The 24,184-nt window shown below is 68.6% G+C and carries 22 protein-coding genes; 8 read left to right on the forward strand and 14 right to left on the reverse strand.

Features of this window, described 5'->3' with window-relative positions; translation table 11 throughout:
• The first annotated feature begins 354 nt into the window (after window positions 1-354).
• From AC1DK4_RS04255 to AC1DK4_RS04265, 3 genes are read left to right on the forward strand one after another with little or no spacing between them, the layout of a single operon-like run.
• On the forward strand, window positions 355-1,518 hold the full coding sequence (locus tag AC1DK4_RS04255) for an iron-containing alcohol dehydrogenase (RefSeq protein ID WP_441617587.1): 1,164 nt from the start codon (window positions 355-357) through the stop codon (window positions 1,516-1,518).
• A gap of 54 nt (window positions 1,519-1,572) precedes the next feature.
• Window positions 1,573-1,887 carry an NIPSNAP family protein gene (locus AC1DK4_RS04260; RefSeq protein ID WP_441617585.1) on the forward strand — a complete coding sequence of 105 codons (315 nt, stop codon included), beginning with the start codon at window positions 1,573-1,575 and terminating at the stop codon, window positions 1,885-1,887.
• 57 nt (window positions 1,888-1,944) lie between these two features.
• The gene (locus AC1DK4_RS04265; RefSeq protein ID WP_441650357.1) at window positions 1,945-2,913 is read left to right on the forward strand and encodes a cyclase family protein; all 969 of its coding nucleotides are present in this window, start codon (window positions 1,945-1,947) and stop codon (window positions 2,911-2,913) included.
• Here AC1DK4_RS04265 and AC1DK4_RS04270 read toward each other — a convergent pair.
• Entirely contained in the window at window positions 2,906-3,862 is a 957-nt protein-coding gene (locus AC1DK4_RS04270) for a LysR family transcriptional regulator (RefSeq protein ID WP_441617581.1), read from the reverse strand. The genes AC1DK4_RS04265 and AC1DK4_RS04270 overlap by 8 nt on opposite strands.
• 276 nt (window positions 3,863-4,138) lie before the next feature.
• On the opposite strand from AC1DK4_RS04270, the gene AC1DK4_RS04275 reads away from it, so the two are divergent.
• On the forward strand, window positions 4,139-5,731 hold the full coding sequence (locus AC1DK4_RS04275) for an aldehyde dehydrogenase (NADP(+)) (RefSeq protein WP_441650358.1): 1,593 nt from the start codon (window positions 4,139-4,141) through the stop codon (window positions 5,729-5,731).
• A gap of 171 nt (window positions 5,732-5,902) precedes the next feature.
• Here the strand turns inward: AC1DK4_RS04275 and AC1DK4_RS04280 are convergent, their stop codons facing one another.
• From AC1DK4_RS04280 to glmU, 3 genes are all read right to left on the reverse strand, one after another.
• The gene (locus AC1DK4_RS04280; protein WP_441617577.1) at window positions 5,903-6,193 is read right to left on the reverse strand and encodes a hypothetical protein; all 291 of its coding nucleotides are present in this window, start codon (window positions 6,191-6,193) and stop codon (window positions 5,903-5,905) included.
• Window positions 6,194-6,683: 490 nt separating this feature from the next.
• Window positions 6,684-8,522 carry a glutamine--fructose-6-phosphate transaminase (isomerizing) gene (gene glmS, locus AC1DK4_RS04285; RefSeq protein WP_441617575.1) on the reverse strand — a complete coding sequence of 613 codons (1,839 nt, stop codon included), beginning with the start codon at window positions 8,520-8,522 and terminating at the stop codon, window positions 6,684-6,686.
• A 120-nt stretch (window positions 8,523-8,642) separates the two neighbouring features.
• Window positions 8,643-10,004, reverse strand: a complete 1,362-nt coding sequence (glmU, locus tag AC1DK4_RS04290) for a bifunctional UDP-N-acetylglucosamine diphosphorylase/glucosamine-1-phosphate N-acetyltransferase GlmU (RefSeq protein ID WP_441650359.1) — start codon at window positions 10,002-10,004, stop codon at window positions 8,643-8,645.
• 212 nt (window positions 10,005-10,216) lie between these two features.
• Here glmU and AC1DK4_RS04295 point away from each other — a divergent pair, with 212 nt between their 5' ends.
• A complete protein-coding gene (locus tag AC1DK4_RS04295; protein ID WP_441650360.1) occupies window positions 10,217-11,149 on the forward strand; it encodes a DUF6279 family lipoprotein in 933 nt (310 codons plus the stop codon).
• 13 nt (window positions 11,150-11,162) lie between these two features.
• Here AC1DK4_RS04295 and ttcA read toward each other — a convergent pair whose 3' ends face one another.
• The 3 genes from ttcA to AC1DK4_RS04310 all read right to left on the reverse strand — a co-directional run bounded on the left by ttcA (window position 11,163) and on the right by AC1DK4_RS04310 (window position 13,565).
• On the reverse strand, window positions 11,163-12,104 hold the full coding sequence (ttcA, locus tag AC1DK4_RS04300; protein ID WP_441617569.1) for a tRNA 2-thiocytidine(32) synthetase TtcA: 942 nt from the start codon (window positions 12,102-12,104) through the stop codon (window positions 11,163-11,165).
• A gap of 156 nt (window positions 12,105-12,260) precedes the next feature.
• Window positions 12,261-12,662 (reverse strand): dihydroneopterin aldolase, encoded by a 402-nt coding sequence (locus tag AC1DK4_RS04305; protein ID WP_441617567.1) that lies wholly within the window; start codon window positions 12,660-12,662, stop codon window positions 12,261-12,263.
• 69 nt (window positions 12,663-12,731) lie between these two features.
• The gene (locus tag AC1DK4_RS04310; RefSeq protein WP_441617565.1) at window positions 12,732-13,565 is read right to left on the reverse strand and encodes an SDR family oxidoreductase; all 834 of its coding nucleotides are present in this window, start codon (window positions 13,563-13,565) and stop codon (window positions 12,732-12,734) included.
• 15 nt (window positions 13,566-13,580) lie between these two features.
• Here AC1DK4_RS04310 and AC1DK4_RS04315 point away from each other — a divergent pair, with 15 nt between their 5' ends.
• A complete protein-coding gene (locus AC1DK4_RS04315; protein ID WP_441650373.1) occupies window positions 13,581-14,792 on the forward strand; it encodes a class I SAM-dependent methyltransferase in 1,212 nt (403 codons plus the stop codon).
• 29 nt (window positions 14,793-14,821) lie between these two features.
• A complete protein-coding gene (locus tag AC1DK4_RS04320; RefSeq protein WP_441617561.1) occupies window positions 14,822-15,016 on the forward strand; it encodes a DUF2905 domain-containing protein in 195 nt (64 codons plus the stop codon).
• 69 nt (window positions 15,017-15,085) lie between these two features.
• Here the strand turns inward: AC1DK4_RS04320 and AC1DK4_RS04325 are convergent, their stop codons facing one another.
• The 4 genes from AC1DK4_RS04325 to AC1DK4_RS04340 form a co-directional block, all read right to left on the reverse strand.
• Window positions 15,086-16,321, reverse strand: coding sequence for a multifunctional CCA addition/repair protein (locus AC1DK4_RS04325; RefSeq protein ID WP_441650372.1), 1,236 nt, complete (start codon window positions 16,319-16,321; stop codon window positions 15,086-15,088).
• A gap of 9 nt (window positions 16,322-16,330) precedes the next feature.
• Window positions 16,331-17,023, reverse strand: coding sequence for a glutathione S-transferase family protein (locus tag AC1DK4_RS04330; protein ID WP_441617557.1), 693 nt, complete (start codon window positions 17,021-17,023; stop codon window positions 16,331-16,333).
• Between the two features lie 198 nt (window positions 17,024-17,221).
• Window positions 17,222-18,247: a complex I NDUFA9 subunit family protein gene (locus AC1DK4_RS04335; RefSeq protein ID WP_441650371.1), complete on the reverse strand. Its 1,026-nt coding sequence runs from the start codon at window positions 18,245-18,247 to the stop codon at window positions 17,222-17,224.
• Between the two features lie 95 nt (window positions 18,248-18,342).
• Window positions 18,343-20,301, reverse strand: a complete 1,959-nt coding sequence (locus AC1DK4_RS04340) for a lytic transglycosylase domain-containing protein (RefSeq protein ID WP_441650370.1) — start codon at window positions 20,299-20,301, stop codon at window positions 18,343-18,345.
• 104 nt (window positions 20,302-20,405) lie between these two features.
• On the opposite strand from AC1DK4_RS04340, the gene AC1DK4_RS04345 reads away from it, so the two are divergent.
• Window positions 20,406-20,996, forward strand: coding sequence for a 5-formyltetrahydrofolate cyclo-ligase (locus tag AC1DK4_RS04345; protein ID WP_441617551.1), 591 nt, complete (start codon window positions 20,406-20,408; stop codon window positions 20,994-20,996).
• 1,050 nt (window positions 20,997-22,046) lie between these two features.
• Here AC1DK4_RS04345 and AC1DK4_RS04350 read toward each other — a convergent pair.
• From AC1DK4_RS04350 to metF, 3 genes are read right to left on the reverse strand one after another with little or no spacing between them, the layout of a single operon-like run.
• Window positions 22,047-22,826 (reverse strand): Mut7-C RNAse domain-containing protein, encoded by a 780-nt coding sequence (locus AC1DK4_RS04350; protein WP_441617549.1) that lies wholly within the window; start codon window positions 22,824-22,826, stop codon window positions 22,047-22,049.
• Window positions 22,827-22,854: 28 nt separating this feature from the next.
• Entirely contained in the window at window positions 22,855-23,217 is a 363-nt protein-coding gene (locus AC1DK4_RS04355) for a TfoX/Sxy family protein (RefSeq protein ID WP_441617547.1), read from the reverse strand.
• Window positions 23,218-23,221: 4 nt separating this feature from the next.
• Window positions 23,222-24,052: a methylenetetrahydrofolate reductase [NAD(P)H] gene (gene metF / locus AC1DK4_RS04360; RefSeq protein ID WP_441650369.1), complete on the reverse strand. Its 831-nt coding sequence runs from the start codon at window positions 24,050-24,052 to the stop codon at window positions 23,222-23,224.
• Window positions 24,053-24,184 lie beyond the last annotated feature (132 nt).

Below are 24,184 nucleotides of genomic sequence, written 5' to 3' on the forward strand. Positions count from 1 at the left end.
CATGCCGTGCCGGCCATGGCGGATTGGCGGCAATGTAGGGCCGCGCCGGCGGCTTGCCTAATGAGAGTTCGTCATCGCCCGATAACCGGCGGCGCCGGCGCGGCACCGCGACGGACCGGCGATAAGCGCTGGTTATCCGCCAATCAGGTCTTTTCATTACCGCCGCGGTGGCGCGGTTTGTAAGGTATGGGCCGTGGATGACATCCGGCGCCGCGTACGGCGCGCCGGCATCCGGCCCACAAGCAGATCCGAAAGACTGCCACGCCCCCAGGCACGCCTGGCCGCAGCCTGCCTTCCCATGTCCATGCCCTTCGGCGCCGCCGGCGCGTCGCGGCAAACCTGTACGAGATCGCCATGAACGCATTCAACTATTACTTTCCGACCATGCTGAAGTCCGGCATCGGCCTGGCTGCGCAGGCCGGCGCCTTGCTCAAGCCGCACCTGCGCCGCAGGCTGCTGGTCGTCACCGACGCGGGGCTGGCGGGCTCCGGCCTGCTGGAGGGCTTTTTCCAGTCGCTGCGCGCCGAGGACATCGCCTACGAAGTCTTCCCGGGCGTGGAGCCGAACCCCAGCACCGCCGTGCTGGACCAGGCCGTGGCCTTCCTGAAGACGCACGAGTGCGACGCCGTGATCGGTGTGGGCGGCGGCAGCAGCATCGACACCGCCAAGGGCGTGGCCGCCATGGCCACCAACCCGGGCAGCATCCTCGACTACGAAGGCTATGACCGCCTGAAGAACGCGCCGCTGCCGGTGTTTGCCATTCCCACCACCTCGGGCACCGGCAGCGAATGCACCGCGTCCACCGTGTTTACCAACAAGGAAACCCTGTTCAAGACGGTCATCATCAGCCCGGCGCTGTTCCCCAGGCTGGCGATCCTCGACGCCAGCCTCACGCTCAAGCTGCCGCCGTCGATCACGGCCGCCACCGGGATGGATGCGCTCACGCACGCGATCGAATCCTATGTATCGAAGCAGGCCAATCCGGTCAGCCAGGCCCTGGCCATCGGCGCGATCCGCATGATCAGCGAGAACCTGCGCAAGGCCTTCTATGTCGGCTCCGACGTGGCCGCGCGGGAGAACATGCTGCTGGCTTCCTTCCTGGCGGGCGTGGCGTTCTCGCAGTCCAAGCTGGGCAATGTGCACGCCATCTCCCACACCTTCGGCGGCGTGTTCAACATCGCCCACGGCATCGCCAACGCGGCGCTGCTGCCGTACGTGCTGGCCTTCAACGCGCCGGCCTGCCCGGAGCGGCTACGCGACATCGCCATCGCCATGGGCGTGGACACCCGCGCCATGTCCGCGGAGGAGGCGGCGCGCGCGGTCGTGCAGCAAGTGGTCGGGCTGAACCAGGCGCTGGGCATCCCGGCCACCATCCGCGAACTCGGCGTCGACCTCGCCTTCCTGCCGCAGATGGTCAGCGATTCGATGCGCAGCGGCAACGTGCTGGTCAATCCCAGGCTGACCACCGCCGCGGACATCGAACGCATCATCACCAACGCCTATCACGGCGTGCTGTAGCCGCTTCGGCCACGGCGCGCGCGCCCCATTCCACCGACAACAAGGAAACTGTCCATGCATTACGAAATGCGCACCTACACCATCCAGATCGGCAAGATGCAGGAATACCTGCAGCACTTCGAGAAGGAAGGCCTGCCGGTCATCTCCCGCTACGCCACGCTGGTGGGCTGGTGGTACACCGAGATCGGCGAACTGAACCAGGTCGTGCACATCTGGGCCTATGAAAGCCTGGACGACCGCATCGAGCGCCGTGCCGCGCTGTACCGGGACCCGGACTGGCTCGAGCGCTTCGTGCCCAAGGCCTTCCCCATGCTGATCAGGCAGGAATCGAAACTGCTCAGGCCCGCGGCCTTCTCGCCCATCCGCTGACAAGACAAGGCCGCCGTCGCAGCGGGCGGGCGGCGGCCGCCACGAGGAGACACCACGATGTGCGTACACGGCTCGAACAACAATCCTGACATCAAGCAACTGCTGGAAGGCCTGCCGACCAACTGGGGCAAGTGGGGCCCCGAGGACGAGGTCGGCGCGCTGAACTACCTGCAGGCCGCGCAGGTGCTGCGCGGCATCGCGGCGGTCAGGCAAGGCAAGACCTTCACGCTGCAGATCCCGATCGGCCACGAAAAGGGCGAGCCGCTGTTCCCGGGCCGCCGGCCGTCGATGCGCATGAACGTGCTGGACAAAGGGCACTACCTGGCCGGCAAGGCGCACTTCGACGGCAACGTCGAGTTCTCCGACGACGTGATCTTCATGCATGTGCAGGGCTCCACGCAGTACGACGCGCTCGGCCACGTCTGGTACGACGACAAGCTGTGGAACGGCTACGACGCCATGAGCACCATCGGCAGCATGGCGCGCGCCAGCATCGTCCCCATCGCCGAGCGCGGCGTGGCCGGCCGCGCGGTGCTCGTCGACATGGCGCGCCATCGCGGCAAGGCCGTGCTGGACAAGGGCGAGACCTTCACCCATCTCGACGTGCTGGCCGCGGCGCAGGCCCAGGGCACCACCATCGAGCCGCGCGACATCCTCATCATCCGCACCGGCTGGATCGGCTCGTTCTACGAGCGCGAGGCCGCCGAGTTCTACAGCGATTTCGTCGAGCCGGGCCTGACCTTCAGCCGCGAACTGGTGGAGTGGTTCCACGCCATGGAGATCCCCAACCTGGTGACCGACACCATGGGCAACGAAGTGACGGTGGACCCGCAATCGGGCGTCATGATCCCGCTGCACGCCGCGCTGATGCGCAATCTCGGCGTAGCCTTCGCCGAGGTCGCCCAGCTCGACGCACTGGCCGAGGATTGCGCCGCCGACGGCCAGTGGCAGTTCCTCTACACCGCGGCGCCGCTGAAAATCGTGGGCGGCACCGGCGCGCCGGTCAATCCGCTCGTCATCAAGTAGGCTGCTGCCCGCCGTCCGGCCGCCCGGCGAACAACTCGTCGATCAGCAGCCGCGCGCCGGGCGACGGGGTCGAGCCGGCGCGGCTGATCACGCCGAACGGCTCTTCCAGTGGCGGCAGCGTGACCGGCAGGCGCGCCGCCAGGCCGAAGCGCTCGCCGAACAGCGCCACTTCGCGCGGCATGACGGCAACCAGCGTGGGGTCTTCCTGCAGCATGGTGAAGGTGGTGAAGGTAGAGGCGGTCTCCAGCGGGAAGCGCGGCGCCTTGATGCCCGCGTTGGCAAGCTCGCGCTCGAGCGCCACGCGCATGGGCATGTTGACCGGATAGGCGATCCAGCTGGAGCCGCTCAGCGCCTCCAGCGCGACGCAAGCGGCGCCGGCCAGCGGATGGCCGCACGCCACCACCACCGACAGCGGCTCCTCGTCCAGGCGCAGGCAGGCGTAGGCGTCGGGCCGCCGGCTGACGCCGCTGCGGCAGATCGCCACGTCCACCCGGCCCTCGTCGACCAGATCGAGCAGGCGCGCGCTGGTGTCCTCCACCACCTCCACGGACAGGGTCGGATGCTTGCGGCGCAGCGCCGCCAGCACCCTGGTCAGCAGCGGCACCGCGCCCATGATCACGCCCACCGCGAGGTGGCCGCCGTGACCCTGCGCAATTGCGGTCATTTCTTCGCGCAAGTGCTCCAGGTCGCTGTAGATCAGCCGCGCATAGCGGATCACGCAGCGGCCCAGGTCGTTGGCCACCAGTCCCTTGGGCTGGCGTTCGAACAGCGGCATGCCCAGCAGGTTCTCGATCTCGCGCAGGACCTTGGTCGCGCCCGGCTGCGAAATGGCGATCTCGTCGGCGGCCTTGTGCAGCGACCCGTGGCGGTCGAGCTCGATCAGCAGCCGCAGCTGCTTGAGCCGCAGGCGGGAGGCGAGGATGTGCAGCGAGGGGACGGTGTGGCTCATGTGGACGGCATCGGGGAAAGAAGTGGCCACTATATCGGCTGCCGCGCCCCGCCGCTCTTGCCGGCGCATCCAGACAGTCTTGCGCCGCAGGCAAGAATCGGCCGGCCGGCTGCCCGCGTGCAAAGCGATAACGAATGCTTATCGCCCCGCGCCCAGATGTCATTGGCCCCGGGCGGGCACGGCCGCTACAGTCGACCGCCGGAGGCACGCGGTGCGGCGCACCCGCGCCCGGCGCCTTTCGCCGATCCGTTCCCCCACCTTCAGGAGACCATCGTCATGCCGGCAATGTCGGGCTACAACTACATAGGCGGCGAGCGCCGCGCGGCGGGCTCGGCCTTCCTCTACAGCGTCGATGCGGCGAGCGGCGAACGCCTGCCGCTGCGCTTCGTGGAAGCGACTCCCGGGGAGATCGACGCGGCCGCGCAGGCTGCCGCGCAGGCCTTTCCGGCATTCCGCGCGCTGGCGCCGCGGCGCCGCGCCGAATTCCTGGATGCCATCGCCGATGAGATCGATGCGCTCGGCGAGGCCTTCGTGGAGCTGGTCTGCCGCGAAACCGCCCTGCCGGCCGCCCGTATCCGCGGCGAACGCAGCCGCACCAGCAACCAGATGCGCCTGTTCGCGCAGGTACTGCGCCGCGGCGACTTCCTCGGCGCCCGCATCGATACCGCCCAGCCCGGGCGCCAGCCCCTGCCGCGGCCGGACCTGCGCCAATGCCGCACCGGCATCGGCCCGGTGGCCGTGTTCGGCGCCAGCAATTTTCCGCTGGCCTTCTCGACCGCGGGCGGCGACACCGCATCGGCGCTGGCCGCCGGCTGCCCGGTCGTGTTCAAGGCCCACATGGGCCATATGGCGACCGCGCAGGAAGTCGCGGACGCCATCCTGCGCGCGGCCCGCCGGCTCGACATGCCGGCCGGCACGTTCAACATGATCTTCGGCGACCGCGTGGGCGAGCGCCTGGTCAAGCATCCCGCCATCCAGGCCGTCGGCTTCACCGGTTCGCTGCGCGGCGGGCGCGCCCTGTGCGACATGTCCGCCGCGCGGCCCCAGCCGATTCCCATATTCGCCGAGATGAGCAGCATCAACCCGGTGCTGCTCATGCCCCTCGCGCTGGCGCGGCGCGGCGGGCAGGTGGCGGAGGAACTGGCGGCGTCGGTCGCGCTGGGCGCCGGGCAGTTCTGCACCAACCCGGGCCTGGTGCTCGGCGTGCGCGGCGAGGCGTTCACCGCGTTCGTGCGGCACCTGTGCGCGGCGGTCGAGGCCCAGCCTGCGCAAACCATGCTGAGCGCGGGCGGGATGGACCACTACGCGCATGGCTCGCGGGCGCTCGCGACGCACCCGCGCGTGGCGTTGCTGGCAGGCACGGCGCAGCGCGACGGCAAGGCATGCGCTCAGGTGTTCCGGGCAGATGCGGCACTGCTGCTCGAAGGCGATGCGCTGCTGCAGGAGGAAGTCTTCGGCCCCTCCACGGTGGTGGTCGAGGCCGCGGACGCGGAAGAACTAGGCCGGCTGGTCGACAGCCTGCGCGGGCAGCTCACCGCCACGCTGATCGCGGAGGACGACGAGATCGCGGATTGTGCCGCGCTGGTGGCGCGGCTCGAGCAGAAGGTGGGCCGGATTCTCGTGAACGGCTATCCGACCGGCGTGGAGGTCTGCGAAGCAATGGTGCATGGCGGCCCCTACCCGGCCACCTCGGATGCGCGCGGCACTTCGGTCGGCAGCATGGCCATCGACCGCTACCTGCGCCCGGTCTGCTACCAGAACTTTACCGACGCGCTGCTGCCCGATGCGCTGAAAGATGCCAATCCGCTGGGCATCAACCGGCTGGTGGACGGCGCCTGGACGCGCGCGCCGCAAGGCCCTGCCGCATAACGGGCGCGCATCGACCCCATATCGGCACCACCTCGGCCCCATGTCGGCACCATGTCGGCACCACATCGCCCGCATGGTGGCCGCATGACGGCCGTCCTGCCCGCGCTGCCACGAGCGGCGGCGGCAGATTTTCCTGTCGCCGCCCCCGAGGGCAGCGGCCCTGGCCGGCGCTCAGCCGCACTGCCCTTCGCCGCGCGTCTTCGCGCGGTTCCAGGCCTGCCCCGCGGCGAGTCCCCCCGCCGTCGGCAGCAGCCGGTCCGATTCCTCCGCCACGCCCCTGTCGTACATCAGCAAACCCGAATCCATCATCTTGCGGATCTGCCAGCAATGCACGAACTGAGCCTTGCCTTGCGGGCCCGGCTCTGTCAGCGAAACGCTCGGCAGCAGATTGCCCCAGGGATCGCGAGACAGGCGCAGGACTGCGCCGTCGACCAATCTGCCCAGTAGCTCGCCTTGCCTCATCCCTGCTCCCTGCTTCTTGTCTTCGTGCCGGCCGCGCCGCGGTGAATCTGCGTGTTCCCGCGCAGCGACAGGCTTGCTCCCGCGGGGCGGGGACATGGTGCGCTTCGCGCGCTCTGCCGCATGTACCCGCCGCCGGGGCGCACAGTGTAGCGCGTCTGCATGGCGCGGCGAAGACAACACATGCGCCGCGGTGCACGCGGCGTTGGCCGATATCAAAGTAGGAAATGCACCGACAGCAGGGGCCGGCGCCAGGGGCGATGCTGAACAGCAAGCCGGCAAGCGGGCGGCCCTGTGCCGCGCGCCGCGCCGGGGCCGAGCCGCAAACGTCAACGGGCAAGCCTTGGCCTGCCCGCTGGATGATGCCTTCAAGCCTGTCATCCGCTCGCGCATGATGAAGATGAAGACATGTAGATACAGATACCTGGCGACCAGGGTGCCGGCACGCCGTGCGCGGCGTGATACCGGCCGGCGGCCCCCGGCCGCGCCGCCCTTACTCCACCGTGACCGACTTGGCCAGGTTGCGCGGCTTGTCCACGTCGGTGCCGCGGGCGCAGGCGGTGTGGTACGCCAGCAATTGCAGCGGCACCACGTGCAGGATCGGCGACAGGTCGCCGTAGTGCTCGGGCAGGCGGATCACCTGGATGCCATCGCTGGACTGGATATGCGTATCGCTGTCAGCGAACACGTACAGCCGGCCGCCGCGCGCGCGCACTTCCTGGATATTGGACTTGAGCTTCTCCAGCAGGGCGTCGTTGGGCGCAACGGTCACCACCGGCATGGCCTCGGTCACCAGGGCCAGCGGGCCATGCTTGAGCTCGCCGGCGGGATAGGCCTCGGCGTGGATGTACGAAATTTCCTTGAGCTTGAGCGCGCCTTCCAGGGCGATCGGGTAGTGCAGGCCGCGGCCCAGGAACAGCGCGTTCTCGCGGCGGGCGAAGTCCTCCGACCACGAGATGATCTGCGGCTCCAGCGCCAGCACGCCGTGCAGCGCGGCCGGCAGGTGGCGCAGGTTGGCCAGCGCGGCGGCCTCGGCCCCGGCAGTGAGCTTGCCGCGCACCTTGGCCAGCGCCAGCGTCAGCATGTACAGCGCGGCGAGCTGGGTGGTGAAGGCCTTGGTGGAGGCCACGCCGATCTCGGTGCCGGCGCGGGTCAGGAAGCGCAGTTCGGTCTCGCGCACCATGGCGCTGGTGGCCACGTTGCACACCGACAGCGTGTGGGTGTGGCCGAGCGACTTGGCGTGGCGCAGCGCGGCCATGGTGTCGGCGGTCTCGCCGGACTGCGAGATCACCACCACCAGCGCGCGCGGGTTGGGCACGGTCTCGCGGTAGCGGTATTCGCTGGCGACCTCGACCTGGGTCGGGATCTTCGCCACCGACTCCAGCCAGTACTTGGCGGTGCAGCCCGAGTAGTAGCTGGTGCCGCAGGCCAGGATCAGGATGCTGTCGATCTCGCCGAACACGCCTTGCGCGCTCTCGCCGAACAGCTCCGGCGTGATCGCATCGACGCCTTCGAGCGTATCGCCCAGCGCGCGCGGCTGCTCGAAGATCTCCTTCTGCATGAAGTGGCGGTACGGGCCGAGTTCCACGGCCGCAGCGTGGGTCTCGACCACGCGCACTTCGCGCTCGACCAGGTGGTCGTGCACGTCGCGGATGGTGGCGCCCTCGCGGGTCAGCTCCACCACATCGCCTTCTTCCAGGTAGACGATGCGGTTGGCCGTGCCGGCCACGGCCAGCGCGTCCGAGGCCAGGAACGATTCGTTCTCGCCCAGCGCCACCACCAGCGGCGAGCCGGCGCGCGCGCCGACCACGCGCTCGGGATGGTCCTTGGCGAACACGGCGATGGCGTAGGCGCCGTGCAGGCGCTTGGTCACCGCGCGCACCGAGCCGAACAGGTCGCCGCGCGTGGCGCTGCTGGGATAGCTGTAGGCCTGGTGGATCAGGTGGGCGACGACCTCGGTGTCGGTCTGCGACTCGAAGCCATAGCCGGCCGCGCGCAGCTCTTCGCGCAGCGGCTCGTAGTTCTCGATGATGCCGTTGTGCACCAGCGCAATGGTCTCGCCCGAGAAGTGCGGGTGGGCATTGGTGGTGTCGGGCTTGCCGTGGGTGGCCCAGCGCGTATGCGCCACGCCGGTGACGCCGGCGAGGCCGGAGGCGCGGGTCTGCTCGTCCAGGTCCGCCACGCGCGACACGGTGCGGGCGCGCTCGAGCGCGCCCTCGCGCACCACGGCCACGCCACAGGAGTCATAGCCGCGATATTCGAGACGACGCAGGCCTTCGATCAGGACCGGAACGATATTGCGCGAGGAAACCGCGCCGACGATGCCACACATAACTTTCTCCCGACAGGTGCGGTCATGGCCGCGCCTGATAGATTGCGCGGTAACGGCAGCGCCGTTACCCGCGGTTTGCCAATGCCGCCAGCCATGGCGCAGGCCGGTCGGAGGCGGGGCTTATTTCTTCGCTTGCTTGACCGGGCGGTGCCAGGCGTCGAGTGTCATCTGCTTGCTGCGCGACAGCGTCAGCTTGTCGGCGGGCGCTTCCTTGGTCAACGTGGTGCCGGCGCCGATGGTGGCGCCGCGGCGCACGGTCACCGGGGCCACCAGCTGCGTATCGGAGCCGATGAAGACATCGTCCTCGATGACGGTGCGGTGCTTGTTGGCGCCGTCGTAGTTGCAGGTAATGGTGCCGGCGCCGATATTGACGCGCGAGCCGACCGTGGCGTCGCCCACGTAGGCCAGGTGGTTGGCCTTGCTGTGCGCCGCGATCTCGCTGTTCTTGACCTCGACGAAGTTGCCGATGTGCACATCCTCGCCGAGCACGGTGCCCGGGCGCAGCCGTGCGTACGGGCCGATGCGGCCTTGCGCGCCCACGCTGGCGTCCTCGAAATGGCAGAACGGCTGCAGGCGCGCGCCCGCGCCGATGGTGCTGTTGCGGATCACGCAGCTGGCGCCGATATGGGCGCCGTCTTCGAGATGCACGCGCCCTTCGAACACGCAATTGACGTCGATGGTCACGTCGCGCCCGCAGGTGAGTTCGCCGCGGATATCGATGCGTGCGGGGTCCAGCAGCGTCACGCCGGCTTCGAGCAGGCGCTGCGCGAGGTTGCGCTGGTGGATGCGCTCCAGTTCGGCCAGCTGCACCTTGCTGTTGACGCCCAGCGTTTCCCACAATGCGACGGGTTGCGTCGCGACCACTTCCATGCCGTCGGCGACGGCGCGCTCGACCGTATCGGTCAGGTAGTACTCGCCCTGGGCGTTGTCGTTGCGCAGCGTGGACAACCAGCGGCGCAGGTGGCCGGTGGGCGCAATGATGATGCCGGTATTGATCTCGCGGATGGCGCGCTGCGCCTCAGTGGCATCTTTTTGCTCGACAATACGTACGATGCTGCCTGCCTCGCGCACGATGCGGCCGTATCCGGCGGGGTCGTCCATCTCCACGGTCAGGATGCCGAAGCGTTCCGTGCCGGCCTCGGCCACCAGGCGCTGCAGCGTGGCGGACTCGGTCAGCGGCACGTCGCCGTACAGCACCAGCGTGGGCTGGCTGTCGTCGAGCAGAGGCAGCGCCTGCGCCACGGCGTGGCCGGTGCCGAGCTGCTCGGCCTGGAGGGCGAAAGCGACGTCGGCGGCGCCCACGGCCTCGCGCACGCGCTCGGCGCCATGCCCGACCACCACGACAAGCCGCGTCGGCGACAATTTGCGGGCCGTAGCAATCACATGCGCGAGCAGCGGCTGGCCGGCAAGCGGATGCAAGACCTTGGGCAACGCGGAGTTCATGCGCTTGCCCATTCCCGCAGCGAGAATGACGATATTCACAAGGAGGGTCCTAAGTGAGTGTGTCCAAAAACCCGTTTGAAACCGCCCCCGGGACAGCCCGGGGGCCGGCAAGGCTGGCCGGCTTCGTGATCCGGATCCCGCGACAGGCGGCAAAGGCTGCCGCAACCGGGAATGGCGGGCGCGTTCAGGGCCCAAATCACGCGGAAAAGGATTCTATCATGCGGGTTTTACGCCGTTTGTCACCAATTCTCATGTCGTGGAACGAGCGCCACGGTGCCGGCCTGCGCAAGTTCGCGCTGGCCGGCGCGCTGATCGCGCTGACCGCGCTGGGCGCCTGCAACGCCATGAAACTGGGCTACCAGCAGGGCGACAGGCTAGCCTTCTGGTGGGTTGACAACTATGTGGATGTGTCGGCCAGCCAGGAACCGCTGACGCGCGACGCCATTGCCCGCTTCTTCGCCTGGCACCGCAAGGACCAGTTGCCGGAAATCGCCGGCCTGCTGCGCCAGGCCAAGAGCGAAGTGCAGCAGCCGGTCACGGCAGCCGAGGTGGGCAGGATCCAGGAAGGCGCCCAGCGCCTGGCGCGCGTGGCGTTCGACCGCTCCACGCCCGACGTGGCCGACCTGCTGCTGACGCTCACGCCCGAGCAGATCGCCCGGATGGATAAGAAGTTCGGCGAAGCCAACGCCAAGTACCGCAAGGAGTACCTGCGCCCTGACCCGGCCGCCCGCGAGGAAGCCCGCTTCGACAAGGTGATGGATTATGCCCGCCTGATCTACGGGCGCTTCTCCAGCGAGCAGGAGGCCGTCATCCGGCGCGCCATGGCGCCCGTGGTGCAGGGTGCGGAGGCGCGCTACGACGAGCGGGTCAAGCGCCAGCAGGAATGGCTGGCCCTGGCCAGGCAGGTGCAGGCCACGCGTCCGCCCAAGGCCCAGGTCGTGGAGATGCTCAGGCGCTACGGCGACCACTGGCAGAACCCGCCCACGCGCGAGCGCGATGCGCGCCACGACGCCAACAACGAAGCGGGCCTGGTGCTGACGGCCACCATTGCCAACCTGACCACGCCCGAGCAGAAGAACCACGCGGTCGAGCGCTTCCAGAAATGGATCGAGGACGCCAACGCGCTGATGCGCGAAAAACCGCCCGCCACGGCCGGCGCGCAGCCGGCGCGGGCAGAGAACTAGCCGCGTCCGCTGCTCAGTCTGCGACGGCCGGCGCAGTGGCGGCCGGCGCGGACTTCTCGAAGCGCACGAATTCCAGCTTGTTCTCCTCCATCCCGCCGGCAAAGACCAGCGGCTGCTGGGAGAAGGTGGTCTCGCCGAACAGCGCGGCCTCGTCCACCTTGGCCAGCCCGGTTGCCAGGCCATTGAAATCGAACAACGCGGTATCGGCCAGGTGCGAGGGCACCACGCTGCGCAGCGCGGCAAAGATATTGTCGGTCCGGCCCGGATTCGTGCGCTCCCACTCCACCAGCATCTCCTTGACCTTCTTGCGCTGCAGGTTCTCCTGCGAGCCGCACAGGTTGCACGGGATGATGGGGTACTCCATGGCGCGCGCGTAGGCGGCGATGTCCTTTTCCGGGCAGTAGGCCAGCGGACGGATCACGATGTGCTGGCCGTCGTCGGTGGCCAGCTTGGGCGGCATGGCCTTCATCTTGCCGCCGAAGAACAGGTTCAGGAAGAAGGTCTGGACAATGTCGTCGCGGTGGTGGCCCAGCGCGATCTTGTTGGCGCCCAGTTCCTTGGCGGTGCGGTAGATCACGCCGCGGCGCAGGCGCGAGCACAGCGAGCAGGTGGTCTTGCCCTCGGGCACCTTCTCCTTGACGATGGAATACGTATCCGCGTCGACGATCACATATTCCACGCCCACCGACTTCAGGTACGCCGGCAGGATGTCCGCGGGGAAGCCCGGCTGCTTCTGGTCCAGGTTCATCGCGATCAGCTTGAACTTGACCGGCGCGCGCTTCTGCAGCGCCATCAGCACCGACAGCATGGTGTACGAGTCCTTGCCGCCGGACAGGCAGACCAGCACCGTGTCGCCGTCCTCGATCATCTTGAAATCGCCGATGGCGCGGCCCGTCTGCGACTGGAGATAGGTCTCCAGGCGGAAGAAGTTCTTGGAATGCGTGGTGGCGGTCATGGCGCTCGAATCGGGGAAGGCGGGGGCGGAACGGCGTGCGATGCGGCAGTCACGTCACTTGCGTTGCTGCCGGCCGGGCCGTAGCCGGACAACCTGCTATTTTAGCTTGAGCGCCCCGGCCGCGCCGAACGCCGGCGCGCGCTTCTTGCGCGGCTGTTACTCGCTCTTGATATGGAAGACCTCGACACCGACCGAATCGCAGTCCGGGTAGACGTCCGGCTTCTCGGTCGACACGCGCACGGCGCGCACCTTGGGATGCTTGAGCATGGCGCGCGCCACGTCGTCGCACAGGGTTTCCTGCAGGTGCACGTGGCCTTGGGCCATGCGCTCGGCCACGGTATTGCGCATGAAGTCGTAGTCCACCACTTCCTGCAGCTTGTCCTCCTGGGGCGTGCTCTGCGCCAGCGGCACGAACAGGTCGATATTGATCAGCACGCGCTGTTCGCCCTTCTTCTCGAATTCGTGCACGCCGATATTGATCTGCACTTCATAGTTGCGCAGGAACATGCGGCGGCAGTCTTGCAGGCTGGGGAGTGAAAGGGCGGCGAGCATGGTCATGATGGGATGCTAAGTCTGAAAGGCGCGCGGGCTGGTTGCCGGCCTTGCGCGCCGGGGTACGTCAAAGGGTTATTCGGTCAGGAACATCACGTCGCGCGCGAGCGGCATCAGGTGCTGCCCGCCATCGACGTAAAGCGTGGTGCCGGTCACGGCGCGCGCGTCGGCCAGGTAGGCCACGGCCTGCGCGATATCTTCCGGCGTGGACGACTGGCCCAGCGGGGTCATGCAGTGCGCGCGCCGGAAGCCGGGACTGGACTGGTCGCCCGAGACCATGGTGATGCCGGGCGCCACGCCCACCACGCGCAGCTTGGGCGCCAGCGCCTGGGCCAGCTGCACGGTGGCGGTCTGCAGGGCGGACTTGGACAGCGTGTACGACAGGAAATCCGGGTTGAGGTTGTCCAGCTTCTGGTCGAGCAGGTTGATCACCACGCCGGTCTGCCCGTCCGGCAGCGCGCGGTGCAGCTCGCGCGACAGCAGCAGCGGCGCCGCCACGTTGGTGCGCATGTGGGTGTCGAGCGAGGCATAGGAAAAGCTGGTCGCCACGTCGTACTGGAACAGCGAGGCATTGTTGACCAGGCAGGTCGGCACGCCCAGCGCCGCGATGCAGTCGGCGACCAGCTTGCCGGTGGAGGCTTCGTCGGCCAGGTCGGCCTGCAGCACCGCGGCGCGGCGCCCGCCCGCGCGGATCTGCGCGGCCAGCGCCTCGGCCTCGGCCAGCGAACGGTGGCAGTGCACCGCCACGTCCCAGCCGCGCGCGGCCAGTTCCAGCGCGATCACGCGGCCGAGCCGGCGCGCGGCACCGGTGACGAGCGCGACGCCGCGCGCCGGGGCGGCGGTGGCAGCAGTCGCTGCGGCAGGTGCCGCGCCGGGCGCGGCGGAGTCAGGGGATACGGAGTCTGGCATTGCTACAATCGCGGTATGCACAAAGGCGCTAGTCTACCCCTTCCCCCCGCCGACGCGCTGGCCGCGTCCGCCGCGCTCAGCGCACATATCGGCCAGGCCATCGTCGACGCCGGCGGCTGGCTCGGTTTCGACCGCTATATGGCGCTTGCGCTATATGCCCCCGGCCTTGGCTACTACAGCGGCGGCGCCGCCAAGTTCGGCCGCGACGCGCGCGACGGCAGCGACTTCATCACCGCCCCCGAACTGAGTCCGTTCTTCGCGCGCACCCTGGCACGCCAGTTCGCGCCGCTGCTGGCGCAAGGCCTGTCCGAGGTACTCGAATTCGGCGCCGGCACCGGCCGCCTCGCCGCCGACCTGCTGCTGGCCCTGGAACAGGAAGGCCAGCTGCCCGAACGCTACGCCATCGTCGAACTTTCCGGCGAGCTGCGCGCGCGCCAGCAGGCCACGCTGGCCGGGCGCGCCCCGCGCCTGGCCGCGCGCGTGCAATGGCTTGACACGCTGCCGGAGCATTTCGAAGGCATCGTGGTCGGCAACGAAGTACTCGACGCCATGCCGGTGCGCCTGTTCGCCCGCAGCCACGGCCGCTGGCTCGAACGCGGCGTGATCCGCCGGGAGAGCGAGGATGGCGCGGAGGCTACCGATGGCGCCGGCGCCTTCGCGTTCTCCGACCGCCCGCTGCCGGCCGACGCCCTGCCCGAAGCGCTGCACGCCATCCCCGGCGACCACGACATCGTCACCGAGACCCACGCCGAAGCCGAGGGCTTCACGCGCGCGCTGGGCGCGATGCTGGCGCGCGGCGCCGCCTTCCTGATCGACTATGGCTTCCCCGCCGCCGAGTACTATCACCCGCAGCGCATGGAGGGCACGCTGATGTGCCACTACCGCCATCATGCGCACCCGGACCCCTTCCTCTACCCCGGCCTGCAGGACATCACCGCCCACGTCAACTTCAGCGGCATCGCCCACGCCGCCGTCGACGCCGGCCTGACGGTAGCCGGTTTCGCCTCGCAGGCGCGTTTCCTGATGAACGCCGGCATCACCGAATTGCTGATGGCGCTGGACCCCAACGACACGCAAAGCTTCCTGCCCGCCGCCAATGCGGTGCAAAAGCTGTTGTCCGAGGCGGAAATGGGCGAGCTGTTCAAGGTCATCGCCCTGACCCGCGGGCTCGACGACACCTTGCCGCTGGCCGGTTTCGCGCGCGGCGACCGCAGCCACGCGCTATAGTCAGGCATCCACCCCCTCAGGCACGCACCATGCTGCGCTGGACCCTCACCATCTTCCTGGCCGTCATCTTGCTGTCGGCAGCCCTGCCCTGGCTGCAAAAGCTGGGGCTCGGGCGGCTGCCCGGCGACGTGCGGTTCCGGCTGTTCGGGCGGGATTTCATGCTGCCGTTTGCCTCCACCATCCTGCTGTCGCTGGTGGCCTTGCTGGTGGGCAAGCTGATCTAGGGACGGGAGCGGGAGCGGGGATCGCGCCGGCATGCGCCGGCCCCTCCCCTGGCCCGTGCGAGCGTCCGCTCACGCCCCCAGCGCAGTCTCCACCGCCGCCACCCGCGCCACATGCACGCGGTCGCGGATCAGCGTCGCATTCCCCGCGCATTCCCTGGCCACCGCACCCCCATCCACCGACGACGCGGCGTCGAGCGCCGCCATCAGCCGCGCGGTCTGCGGATAGCTGCGTTCCTCGAAGCCGAGGCGCCCCCGGGCATCGGCCTCGCAGGCCTGCAGTACTTCGGCAAAGCGGGCGGGCTTGCGCAGCGCGTCGCAGCGCTCCAGCAAGCGCGTGAGCGCCGCGGCGCCGAAGGTGTCGGAGCGGTGGATATTGCCGTGCTCGCGCGCGACCACGACCGCGAGGTCGCGGCATTCGGTGGGCACGCGCAGGCGCTTGCAGACGGCCTCGAGCAGCGCCACGCTGCGCTGTTCGTGGCCGATATGGCGCGGCAGGATGTCTGCCGGCGTGGTGCCCTTGCCGAGGTCGTGCATCAGCGCGGCGAAGCGCACCGCCAGCGAGGCGCCCATGGCGGCAGCGGTATCGACCACCATCATCACATGCACGCCGGTATCGACTTCGGGGTGGTAGTCGGCGCGCTGCGGCACGCCCCACAGCCGGTCCAACTCGGGCAGCAGGCGCGCCAGCACGCCGCAGGCGCGCAGGACCTCGAACATGCGCGAGGGCTTCGCTTCCATCAGGCCGCGCGCGATTTCCTGCCACACACGCTCGGCCACCAGGGCGTCGACCTCGCCCGCTTCGACCATGCGGCGCATCAGCGCGAGCGTGTCGGCGGCCACGGTGAAATCGTGGAAGCGCGCCGCGAAGCGGGCCACGCGCAGGATGCGCACGGGGTCTTCGGCGAAGGCTTCGGAGACATGGCGGAACTGGCGCGCGGCCAGGTCGCGCTGGCCGCCGTAGGGGTCGATCACCGGGCCGGTGAGTGCGCCGTCCGCATCGACCGCGCGCGCCATGGCGTTGATGGTAAGGTCGCGCCGCACCAGGTCGTCCTCGAGCGAGACGTCCGGGGCGCAGTAGAAGGCGAAGCCCTTGTAGCCGGCCGCGGTCTTGCGCTCGGTGCGGGCCAGCGCGTATTCCTCCCTGGTCTGCGGATGGAGGAAGACCGGGAAATCCTTGCCGACCGGCTTGTAGCCCGCGGCTTCCATCCCGGCCGGGGTCGCGCCCACCACCACGTAGTCGCAGTCCTGGCTGGGCTTGCCCAGCAGGGCGTCGCGAATGGCGCCGCCTACGGCATACACCTGCATAAGCGGATCTCAGTGATTGATGACGATGGCGTCGTCGCGGTCGGGGACGAGCCGGTAGGGTTCATCGGATGCGAGGAAATCGCGCTCCTCGCGCGCGTCGGCGATCCAGGCCTGCATGGCCGGCAGCGCGAGCATGAAGTCGGCGTAGGGCTTGGCCGCATCGTCGGGCAGGTGGATGCCATAGGTGGCGAAGCGGCTGACCACCGGCGCGAAGTACGCGTCGGCGATGGTGAACGCGCCGAACAGGAAGGGGCCGCCGGCCCCGAAGCGCGCGCGCAGGTCGGACCAGATCGCGGCGATGCGGTCCACGTCGCGCTGCACGGCCACGTTCCAGCCCATGCCGGGCAGCACCGCGGTGACGTTCAGCGGCAGCTGGCTGCGCAGGTTGCCGAAGCCGGAATGCATCTCCGCGCAGACCGAGCGGGCCAGCGCGCGCGCGTTGCGCTCGGCCGGCCACAGCTGCTTCTCGGGGAAGCATTCGGCCAGGTATTCCGCGATCGACAGCGTGTCCCACACGGTGAGGTCGCCGTCGATCAGCACCGGCACCTTGCCGGTGGGCGAGTGGCGCGCGATCTCCTGCTCGAAGCCCGGCGCGAACAGGCGCACCTTGACCTCCTCGAAGGCAATGCCGGCATGGCGCATCAGCAACCACGGACGCAGCGACCAGGACGAATAGTTCTTGTTGCCGATGACGAGCTTCATCGCGGAATCCTTGCAGGAAATGGGGGAAGAGAGGCCGGGACAGCACACCAGCGAAACAGGTCATTGTAGCCAGCGGCGCCGGGCCCCTCCAAGCGAATTGCGCTCGCAGCGATGTGAAGCCAGGTCACATGCGCCGCCGGCGGCAGGACGCGGGCAGGCCACCGGCAGGCCCCGCGCGGACCTGCCGCCCGGGCCGCTTCAGCGGTAGATGCTTCGCCGCAGCACCTGCATCTGGCTCTCGTGGCCGCGGCCGGCCAGCACGTCGGTCATCACCACTTCCAGGCTGACGGGCTGGCGCAGGCCCAGCTCCGGCGCGATCTGGCCCTGCATGACATTGTCCAGCCGCATGGAATCGAGATTGTCGCGCGTCATCACCGGCGCGCCCGGCATGTGCTCGAGCACGGCTGCCTGCAGGCGCGCGAGCGCGTCGGGCAGGTGCAGGACCGGGCGCGGATGGCCGCTGGCGCGGCCGGCAAAGCGCACCAGCTCCTCCAGCGTGTAGACCTGCGGCCCGGCCAGGTCGTAGGTCCGGCCGATGGTGGCGGGCGCGGCCATGGCATTGACGAAGGCCTGCGCCACGTCCTGCACGTAGACCGGCTGGAACCTCGCCTGCGCGCAGGCCAGCGGCACCACCGGCGCGATCTGCTGCATGTGGGCGAAGAGATTGAGGAAATGATCGTCGGGACCGAAGATCACGGAGGGGCGGAAGATGGTCCAGTCCAGCTCGCTTTCGCGCACCACGCGCTCGCCGTCGCCCTTGCTGCGCAGGTACATCGACGGCCCCGCGCTGTCCGCGCCCAGCGCGCTCATGTGCAACAGCCGGCGCACGCCGGTGCTGCGGCAGGCTTCCACCACGCAGCGGGGAAGATCCACATGCGCGCCGGCGAAGGCGCCGCCATAGGGCTCGGCACGCTCGCCGTGGAGGATGCCGACCAGGTTGACCACGATGCCGTCGGTACCCAGCGAGCCGATGGCGGCGTTCAGGTCGGCCTCGTTGCGCACGTCCAGTTCGGTGACTTCCACGCGCGGCAGCAGCAGCAGGTGCTGGGCGTGCTCGGCGTCGCGCGTGGCGGCGACGATGCGCTCGGGGTCGAGGGGCGGCTCGGTCACACTGCCCGGTTCGAGCGGCGTGGCCGAGGCGGTGGCGACACCCGCCAGGCGCGCCACCAGGTGGCTGCCGACGAAACCGGCCCCGCCGATCACTAGGACATTGCTGGTCTGCATGGATTTCTCCGTGGCAAGGGACGACTGGCGCGCGCCCGAAATGGAGCACGCGCCGGTGACCGCACCGGCCGGCAGACCGCGCCGCCCGCGCTGCCTCAGGGCAAGGCGGTGGTGGTGATCTGCGACGGCGACACCGAGCCCAGGCGATCCTTGAGCGACTGCGGCCGGCCGCTCATCAATGCAGCATAGTACGTGGCGTTGGAGAGCACATTCTTGACGTAGGTACGCGTCTCCGAGAACGGGATGGTCTCGGCGAAGATCGCGCCCTCGACCTGGCGCGGCAGGCTCGAGCGCCAGCTCTTGGGACGCCCCGGGCCCGCGTTGTACGCGGCCGAAGCCAGCGTCCAGGAGCTGTCCAGGTCGGTAAACACCATGCTCATGTAGTTGGTGCCGAGCATGATGTTGATGTTCGGATCGCTCATCATCGAAGGCGAGAAATCCGTCATGCCGATCTTGCGCGCGACCCACTTGGCGGTGGCCGGCATCACCTGCATCAGGCCATGGGCGCCGGCGGACGAGCGCGCGTTCATGATGAAACGCGATTCCTGGCGCACCAGGCCGTAGGCCCAGGCCATGTCCAGGCCGACGTCGTCGGTGGCGCGCTGCATGATGTCGCGGTAGGGCATCAGGAAGCGCAGCGAGAAGTCGTGCTCGGCCTGGGTGCGGTCGGCGGTGTTGACGGCGCGGTCCAGCAGCTCGATGCGGCGCGCGTAGTCGGCGGCGGCCAGCAGTTGGCGGTCGGTCATGCCGCGCAGCTCCCAGTTCCACTCGCGGTTGCCCTCGAAACGCAGGTTGAGGTCATAGAGCTTCTGCGCGCGCACGAAGCCCGGGCGGCCGCGCATGGCGTTGACATCGGCGTCGGCGACCTGGGTGCGCACCGGCAGCACCGTGCGGTTGCCCAGTTCCTCGTTGGCCAGCTGGCCATAGAAATTGAACTGGCCGGCGATCGACTGGAACTGCTGCTGGGCCTCGCCGGCACGGTTGTCCGCCTTGAGCGCGCGGCCATACCAGTAGGTCCAGGCCGGGTCCTTGGCGCGCAGCTCGGGGCGCATCAGCTCCACCGCCAGGCGCACCTGCTTCCAGTCGCCCTGGCGCAGCGCGGCACGCACGCGCCATTCCTGGGTCTCGTCGGACAGCCACTGGTTGCCGCCCAGGTCCATCTGGCGGCTGTAGTAGCCGGCCGCCTCGGGCGCCAGCTTCTTGGCGGCGAACTGGCCGATCACGCCCCAGCCCGCGCCCTGCTCGTCGCGCGACAGGCCGCCGGCGCTGGCGTTCAGGTAGGCCGCCGCCTGCGAGGGATCGTTGCGCGCCATCTTGACCACCGTGGCCAGTGTGTTGCTGTCGCCGCGCGCGTCGGGGACCGCGGCGGCAATGCGCCCCGCCAGCGTCACAAAATTCTGCTCGAGCGCCTGGCGTGCCTGGAAGGCCACGTCGCTGGGCTCGATCTGCCGGCTCTGCGCCAGGTAAGCGATCAGGTCGACGCAGCCTTCGCCGAAGTACTTGGGATCGCTGAGCACGGCGCGCGCATCGGCCGCCACGTTCTGGCCCTTGAGCGCGCGCGACAGCAGCGCATAGCACTCCACCTGGGTGTCGTCCTTGAGCACGAACTGCGGGTACTCGGCGTCGAAATTGGCCCAGTCGCGCTTCTTGCCCAGCACCAGCAGCCAGTCGTTGCGCATGCGGTCGGCAATGGCCTCGCCCTTGTAGCGCTGCAGGAAGGCGCGCACCTGGTCGTCCGGCGCGTCGATGCGGGCCAGGCCGCTGGCGTCGAACATCTGCGGCTTGATGCGGAAATACTCGACGTACGACGGGATCGGGTAGTCCACCAGCGTGGCCGAGATGGCATCGGTGCGCACCACGTCGTTCTTGCGGGCGGCCTCGCGCAGTGCCACGAAAGCGTCGTCGGGATTGCTCGGGATGCTCAGCGAGGGCGCCTGGGACTGGACCTGCGGCGACGGGCGCTTTTGTGCAAATACCGGCGTGGCAAGCAGCGCGCACGCGATCGCCGTCAGGGCGGCCTTGGCCGCACGCTGCGGATATACTCCCTTCGGCATTCTTAGCTTCCTTGTTGTGACGGCCGGACGGCATCGCCTTCTCGGAGCGCGCCTTTTCCGACCGTGCAATATTTGGTCAACAGCAGACATTATCCCACGCAGCCATGCCCAGCGACGAGCATCGCAACCGCTCCGGCGAGGAACGCAACGCCCTGCGGCAGCGCCTGCTGGCGCTGCGCGCCGCCCTGCCCGCGCGCGCCCGCGCCGACGCCGCCATCGAAGCCGCGCTGGCCACGCTGCTGGAACGCCAGGCAGCGGTGCGGCGCCTCGGTTTCTACTGGCCGATCCAGCACGAGTTCGACGCACGCCCCGCGGTAACGCGCTGGCTGGCCGCCGCGCCCGGCCGCCAGGCGGCCCTGCCGGTGGTCAGCCGCCCCGGCGCGCCGCTCGACTTCCACCTGTGGGAACCCGGCACCGCGATGGCCACTGGACGCTACGGCATCCCGGTCCCCGACGGCACGCCGGCCGTGGTGCCGGACGCGCTGCTGATTCCTTGTGTCGGTTTCAGCTCCGATAAGTTCCGCTTGGGATATGGCGGGGGCTTCTATGACCGCACGTTGGCGGCGCTGGCTGCCGCTGGCGGTACACCGCCGGTGGCGATTGGCATCGGGTTCGAGGCTTGCCGGATCGGGCTCCTGGCGGAGGGGCATGATGTGGGGATGGATTGGGTGGTTAGTGAGGGGGGGATTTTTTGACGCATGGGAGTGCGCCTGTGTCTGTGGGCCTGGCGGCCCGAGCTTGATTGGCTGTTCAGACTGTGGGCCTGGCGGCCTGGGCCTTTTGGGTCCTTCAGGCGCATGCAAGTGCGCCTGTCTCTGTGGGCCTAGCGGCGCGGGCTTTTTGGGTCATTCAGGCGCATGCAAGTGCGCCTGCCTCTGTGGGCCTAGCGGCGCAGGCTTGGTAGCCCGTTCGCACACATGTAAGTGTCACTTTTCTTTTCTCGAAAAGAAAAGTAACCAAAAGAAAGCGATTCTTGCAGAAGGCTGGGCGCTCAGATTTCTCGTCTCTCGCTGGTTTCGTGGTGGGTCTTGTGGCTTCGGCTCGACTGCTGACGCTACCGGCGCTGGCCGCGSTGCCATSCYGGATGTGGCCGTTTCACATTACGGCTCCATGATGGCYKAGGCCCAGGCCATTCRRGCWKCTGCCGYKACCGGCTCGGGYGGCCACGATATAGCACCCTCGTGTTTTCGTGGTGGGCGCGGTGGACCCGAACGCGAAAGCCTCGGCTTCCCAAACCGGTGGGCCGGTGTGCTGCGGCTGAGTGCTCCCGCCCGGGAGCCACCGCGCCCACCACGAATCCAGTGCCGTTCCTATGCCGCACCCATCCGCCCCGGTCGCGGCAGCAGTTTGAACTACCTGGGCCAACGCCACCATGCAGCGCCACCACGAATCGGACATCAGTCGAGATGTCGCCGCGGCTAGCGCCGGTAGCGCCAGCAGTCTCATGGGAGCCAACGCGCCCACCACGAAACCACCACCACCCATAAAGTCTGAGCGCCCAGCCTTCTGCAAGAATCGCTTTCTTTTGGTTACTTTTCTTTTCGAGAAAAGAAAAGTGACACTTACATGTGTGCGAACGGGCTACCAAGCCCGCGCCGCTAGGCCCACAGAAGCAGGCGCACTTGCATGCGCCTGAATGACCCAAAAGGCCCAGGCCGCTAGGCCCACAGCCGCGAACACAATCTCATGCGTCTGAACAGCCAATCAAGCCCGGGCCGCTAGGCCCCAAAAAGCAACCATACCAATCACCCCTTCCACAACAAATCATCCACCACCCCCCGCATCCGCCGCCAATGCGACCCCTCCCAAAACACCCTCTGGCAGCAATCGCAAGTAGCAAACCGCTCCTGTCTCGCCAACACGCCAGCCGGCACGCGTCCGGCCATCACCGCCACCTCGGCCTTGTCGATGCGCCGCAACGGCACGTTGCAGTCAAGACATAGCGAAAACGGCCGCGCACTACGCGCCAGGTCGAGCCGCGCGAAGATCTCGTGCAATTGCGGCAGCGCCTTGATGGCGCGCACGTAGCAGCCATGGGTGACACCGCGCCGCTTGAGCAGCTCGCGGTCGCGCGTGAGCACGATGCGGCCCTCGCGCAGGGCGATGGCCTCGATCTCGGCGTCGGCGAAATGGTTGTCGTAGAGGGTATCGAAGCCGGTCAGGCGCAGCAGGTGCGCCAGCCCGCCGAGATGCGCATCGGCCACGAAGCGCGTCTCGCGCAAGGGCGCGGTGCGCACGCGCAGCAGCGGCGTGACGTCGAAGGTTTCGAAGCGGGGATAGACAGCCACGCGGTCGCCGTCCTCCAGCGTCCGCTCGAAGGCGCTCGATTCGCCGTTGACCAGGATCAGCTCGACCTCGGTATGCGGCACGCCCAGCGCCTCGATCATGTGCTTGACGGTGGCGGCGCGCGCGCAGGCGCAAGCACGGTCCACGCCGCGCTGCGCGCGCGGCAGGAAGTCGTTCAGTTCCTCGTAGAAACGGAACGTGGCGGTGACGGCGGTGGCTTCGGCGGCGGTTGTGGCCATATGCCAGTTTAGGCCATCGCCGGGCCGCTCAGCGCGCCTGGTTGGCCAGCCGCAGCGTGGACTCCACCGACAGCCGCGCCCAGGCGGTCATCTCCTCGGCGGATTCCAGGCAGGCCGGCGGCAGGCTCAGGTAATGGCGCATGGTGACTTCGCGCCCGGCACTGCTGTACCGGAACGGCTCGCCGCCCTCGGCCTCGAAGCGCGCGCGGGTCTGGTCGTCGGTCTTGAGCCAGCAGCGCCCGCCCGACACCAGCGCGAACATCAGGCCGTCGTAGTACAGGCCGTGGCCGCCGAACATGCGGCGCGCGCCGATCGGGCCGATGCGCGCCGCCAGCGGGCCCATCAGCTCGAGCAGGTGGTCGATGAAGGGATCCGGGCGGCGCGCCGGCATGGCGTCAGAGCTTGAGGCGCTGCCAGATGGCCTTGGTCGCGCCGGCCGAGTTGAGCGTATAGAAATGCAGCCCCGGCACGCCGGCGGCCAGCAGGCGCTCGCACAGCGCGGTGACCACGTCCAGGCCGAAGGCGCGGATCGATTCGCGGTCGTCGCCGAAGCCCTCCAGGCGCCTGGCTATCCAGCGCGGCACTTCGGCGCCGCACATCTCCGAGAAGCGCATCAGTTGCGAGGAATTGGTGATCGGCATGATGCCCGGCACGATCGGCACTTCCACGCCCATGGCGCGCACGTCGTCGACGAAGCGGAAATAGGCGTCGGCGTTGAAGAAGTACTGGGTGATGGCCGAATCGGCGCCGGCCTTGACCTTGCGCACGAAGTTCTCGAGATCGACGCGCGGCGACTTGGCCTGCGGGTGGTACTCCGGATAGGCCGCCACTTCGATATTGAACCAGTCGCCGGTTTCGGCGCGGATGAACTCCACCAGCTCGTTGGCAAAGCGGAACTCGCCGATCTCGCCCATGCCCGAGGGCATGTCGCCGCGCAGCGCCACGATATGGCGGATGCCGCCGTCGCGGTACGTCTGCAGGACCTGGCGGATGCTCTCGCGCGAGGAACCCACGCACGACAGGTGCGGCGCGGCCTCGATGCCTTCGCGCTGGATTTCCAGCACGGCATCCAGCGTGCCCTGCTGGGTGGTGCCGCCGGCGCCGAACGTCACCGAGATGTACTTGGGATGCAAGGGAGCCAGCTGCGCACGCGTGTTGCGCAGCTTCTCGGCGCCCTCGGCAGTCTTGGGCGGGAAAAACTCGAAGCTGAAGTAGCGGTCTTGCATGATGGTGGCGCGCCGCGTGTGGCGCGGCGCGCTGGAAAGTTGGTTTTGATCCCCCGTCTGCGCGAGACGGTTGCCTCGAAATGAAGCGTAGCGGTCCTGGGCCAGGCGCGGCCGCGGACAGTCGGGCGGTAA

The sequence above is a fragment of the Cupriavidus sp. 05N38 genome (assembly GCF_056397345.1).

What these genes read in the sequence shown, in the direction of transcription:
- AC1DK4_RS04280 (WP_441617577.1), bottom strand. Translation starts at nt 6,193, where the DNA reads ATGAGGCAAGGCGAGCTACTGGGCAGATTGGTCGACGGCGCAGTCCTG.
- AC1DK4_RS04265 (WP_441650357.1), top strand. Translation starts at nt 1,945, where the DNA reads ATGTGCGTACACGGCTCGAACAACAATCCTGACATCAAGCAACTGCTG.
- glmS (WP_441617575.1), bottom strand. Translation starts at nt 8,522, where the DNA reads ATGTGTGGCATCGTCGGCGCGGTTTCCTCGCGCAATATCGTTCCGGTC.
- AC1DK4_RS04345 (WP_441617551.1), top strand. Translation starts at nt 20,406, where the DNA reads ATGCCCAGCGACGAGCATCGCAACCGCTCCGGCGAGGAACGCAACGCC.
- AC1DK4_RS04260 (WP_441617585.1), top strand. Translation starts at nt 1,573, where the DNA reads ATGCATTACGAAATGCGCACCTACACCATCCAGATCGGCAAGATGCAG.
- ttcA (WP_441617569.1), bottom strand. Translation starts at nt 12,104, where the DNA reads ATGACCGCCACCACGCATTCCAAGAACTTCTTCCGCCTGGAGACCTAT.
- AC1DK4_RS04340 (WP_441650370.1), bottom strand. Translation starts at nt 20,301, where the DNA reads ATGCCGAAGGGAGTATATCCGCAGCGTGCGGCCAAGGCCGCCCTGACG.
- AC1DK4_RS04320 (WP_441617561.1), top strand. Translation starts at nt 14,822, where the DNA reads ATGCTGCGCTGGACCCTCACCATCTTCCTGGCCGTCATCTTGCTGTCG.
- AC1DK4_RS04315 (WP_441650373.1), top strand. Translation starts at nt 13,581, where the DNA reads ATGCACAAAGGCGCTAGTCTACCCCTTCCCCCCGCCGACGCGCTGGCC.
- AC1DK4_RS04270 (WP_441617581.1), bottom strand. Translation starts at nt 3,862, where the DNA reads ATGAGCCACACCGTCCCCTCGCTGCACATCCTCGCCTCCCGCCTGCGG.
- AC1DK4_RS04295 (WP_441650360.1), top strand. Translation starts at nt 10,217, where the DNA reads ATGTCGTGGAACGAGCGCCACGGTGCCGGCCTGCGCAAGTTCGCGCTG.
- AC1DK4_RS04255 (WP_441617587.1), top strand. Translation starts at nt 355, where the DNA reads ATGAACGCATTCAACTATTACTTTCCGACCATGCTGAAGTCCGGCATC.
- AC1DK4_RS04325 (WP_441650372.1), bottom strand. Translation starts at nt 16,321, where the DNA reads ATGCAGGTGTATGCCGTAGGCGGCGCCATTCGCGACGCCCTGCTGGGC.
- metF (WP_441650369.1), bottom strand. Translation starts at nt 24,052, where the DNA reads ATGCAAGACCGCTACTTCAGCTTCGAGTTTTTCCCGCCCAAGACTGCC.
- AC1DK4_RS04275 (WP_441650358.1), top strand. Translation starts at nt 4,139, where the DNA reads ATGCCGGCAATGTCGGGCTACAACTACATAGGCGGCGAGCGCCGCGCG.
- AC1DK4_RS04305 (WP_441617567.1), bottom strand. Translation starts at nt 12,662, where the DNA reads ATGACCATGCTCGCCGCCCTTTCACTCCCCAGCCTGCAAGACTGCCGC.
- AC1DK4_RS04355 (WP_441617547.1), bottom strand. Translation starts at nt 23,217, where the DNA reads ATGCCGGCGCGCCGCCCGGATCCCTTCATCGACCACCTGCTCGAGCTG.
- AC1DK4_RS04330 (WP_441617557.1), bottom strand. Translation starts at nt 17,023, where the DNA reads ATGAAGCTCGTCATCGGCAACAAGAACTATTCGTCCTGGTCGCTGCGT.
- AC1DK4_RS04310 (WP_441617565.1), bottom strand. Translation starts at nt 13,565, where the DNA reads ATGCCAGACTCCGTATCCCCTGACTCCGCCGCGCCCGGCGCGGCACCT.
- AC1DK4_RS04350 (WP_441617549.1), bottom strand. Translation starts at nt 22,826, where the DNA reads ATGGCCACAACCGCCGCCGAAGCCACCGCCGTCACCGCCACGTTCCGT.
- AC1DK4_RS04335 (WP_441650371.1), bottom strand. Translation starts at nt 18,247, where the DNA reads ATGCAGACCAGCAATGTCCTAGTGATCGGCGGGGCCGGTTTCGTCGGC.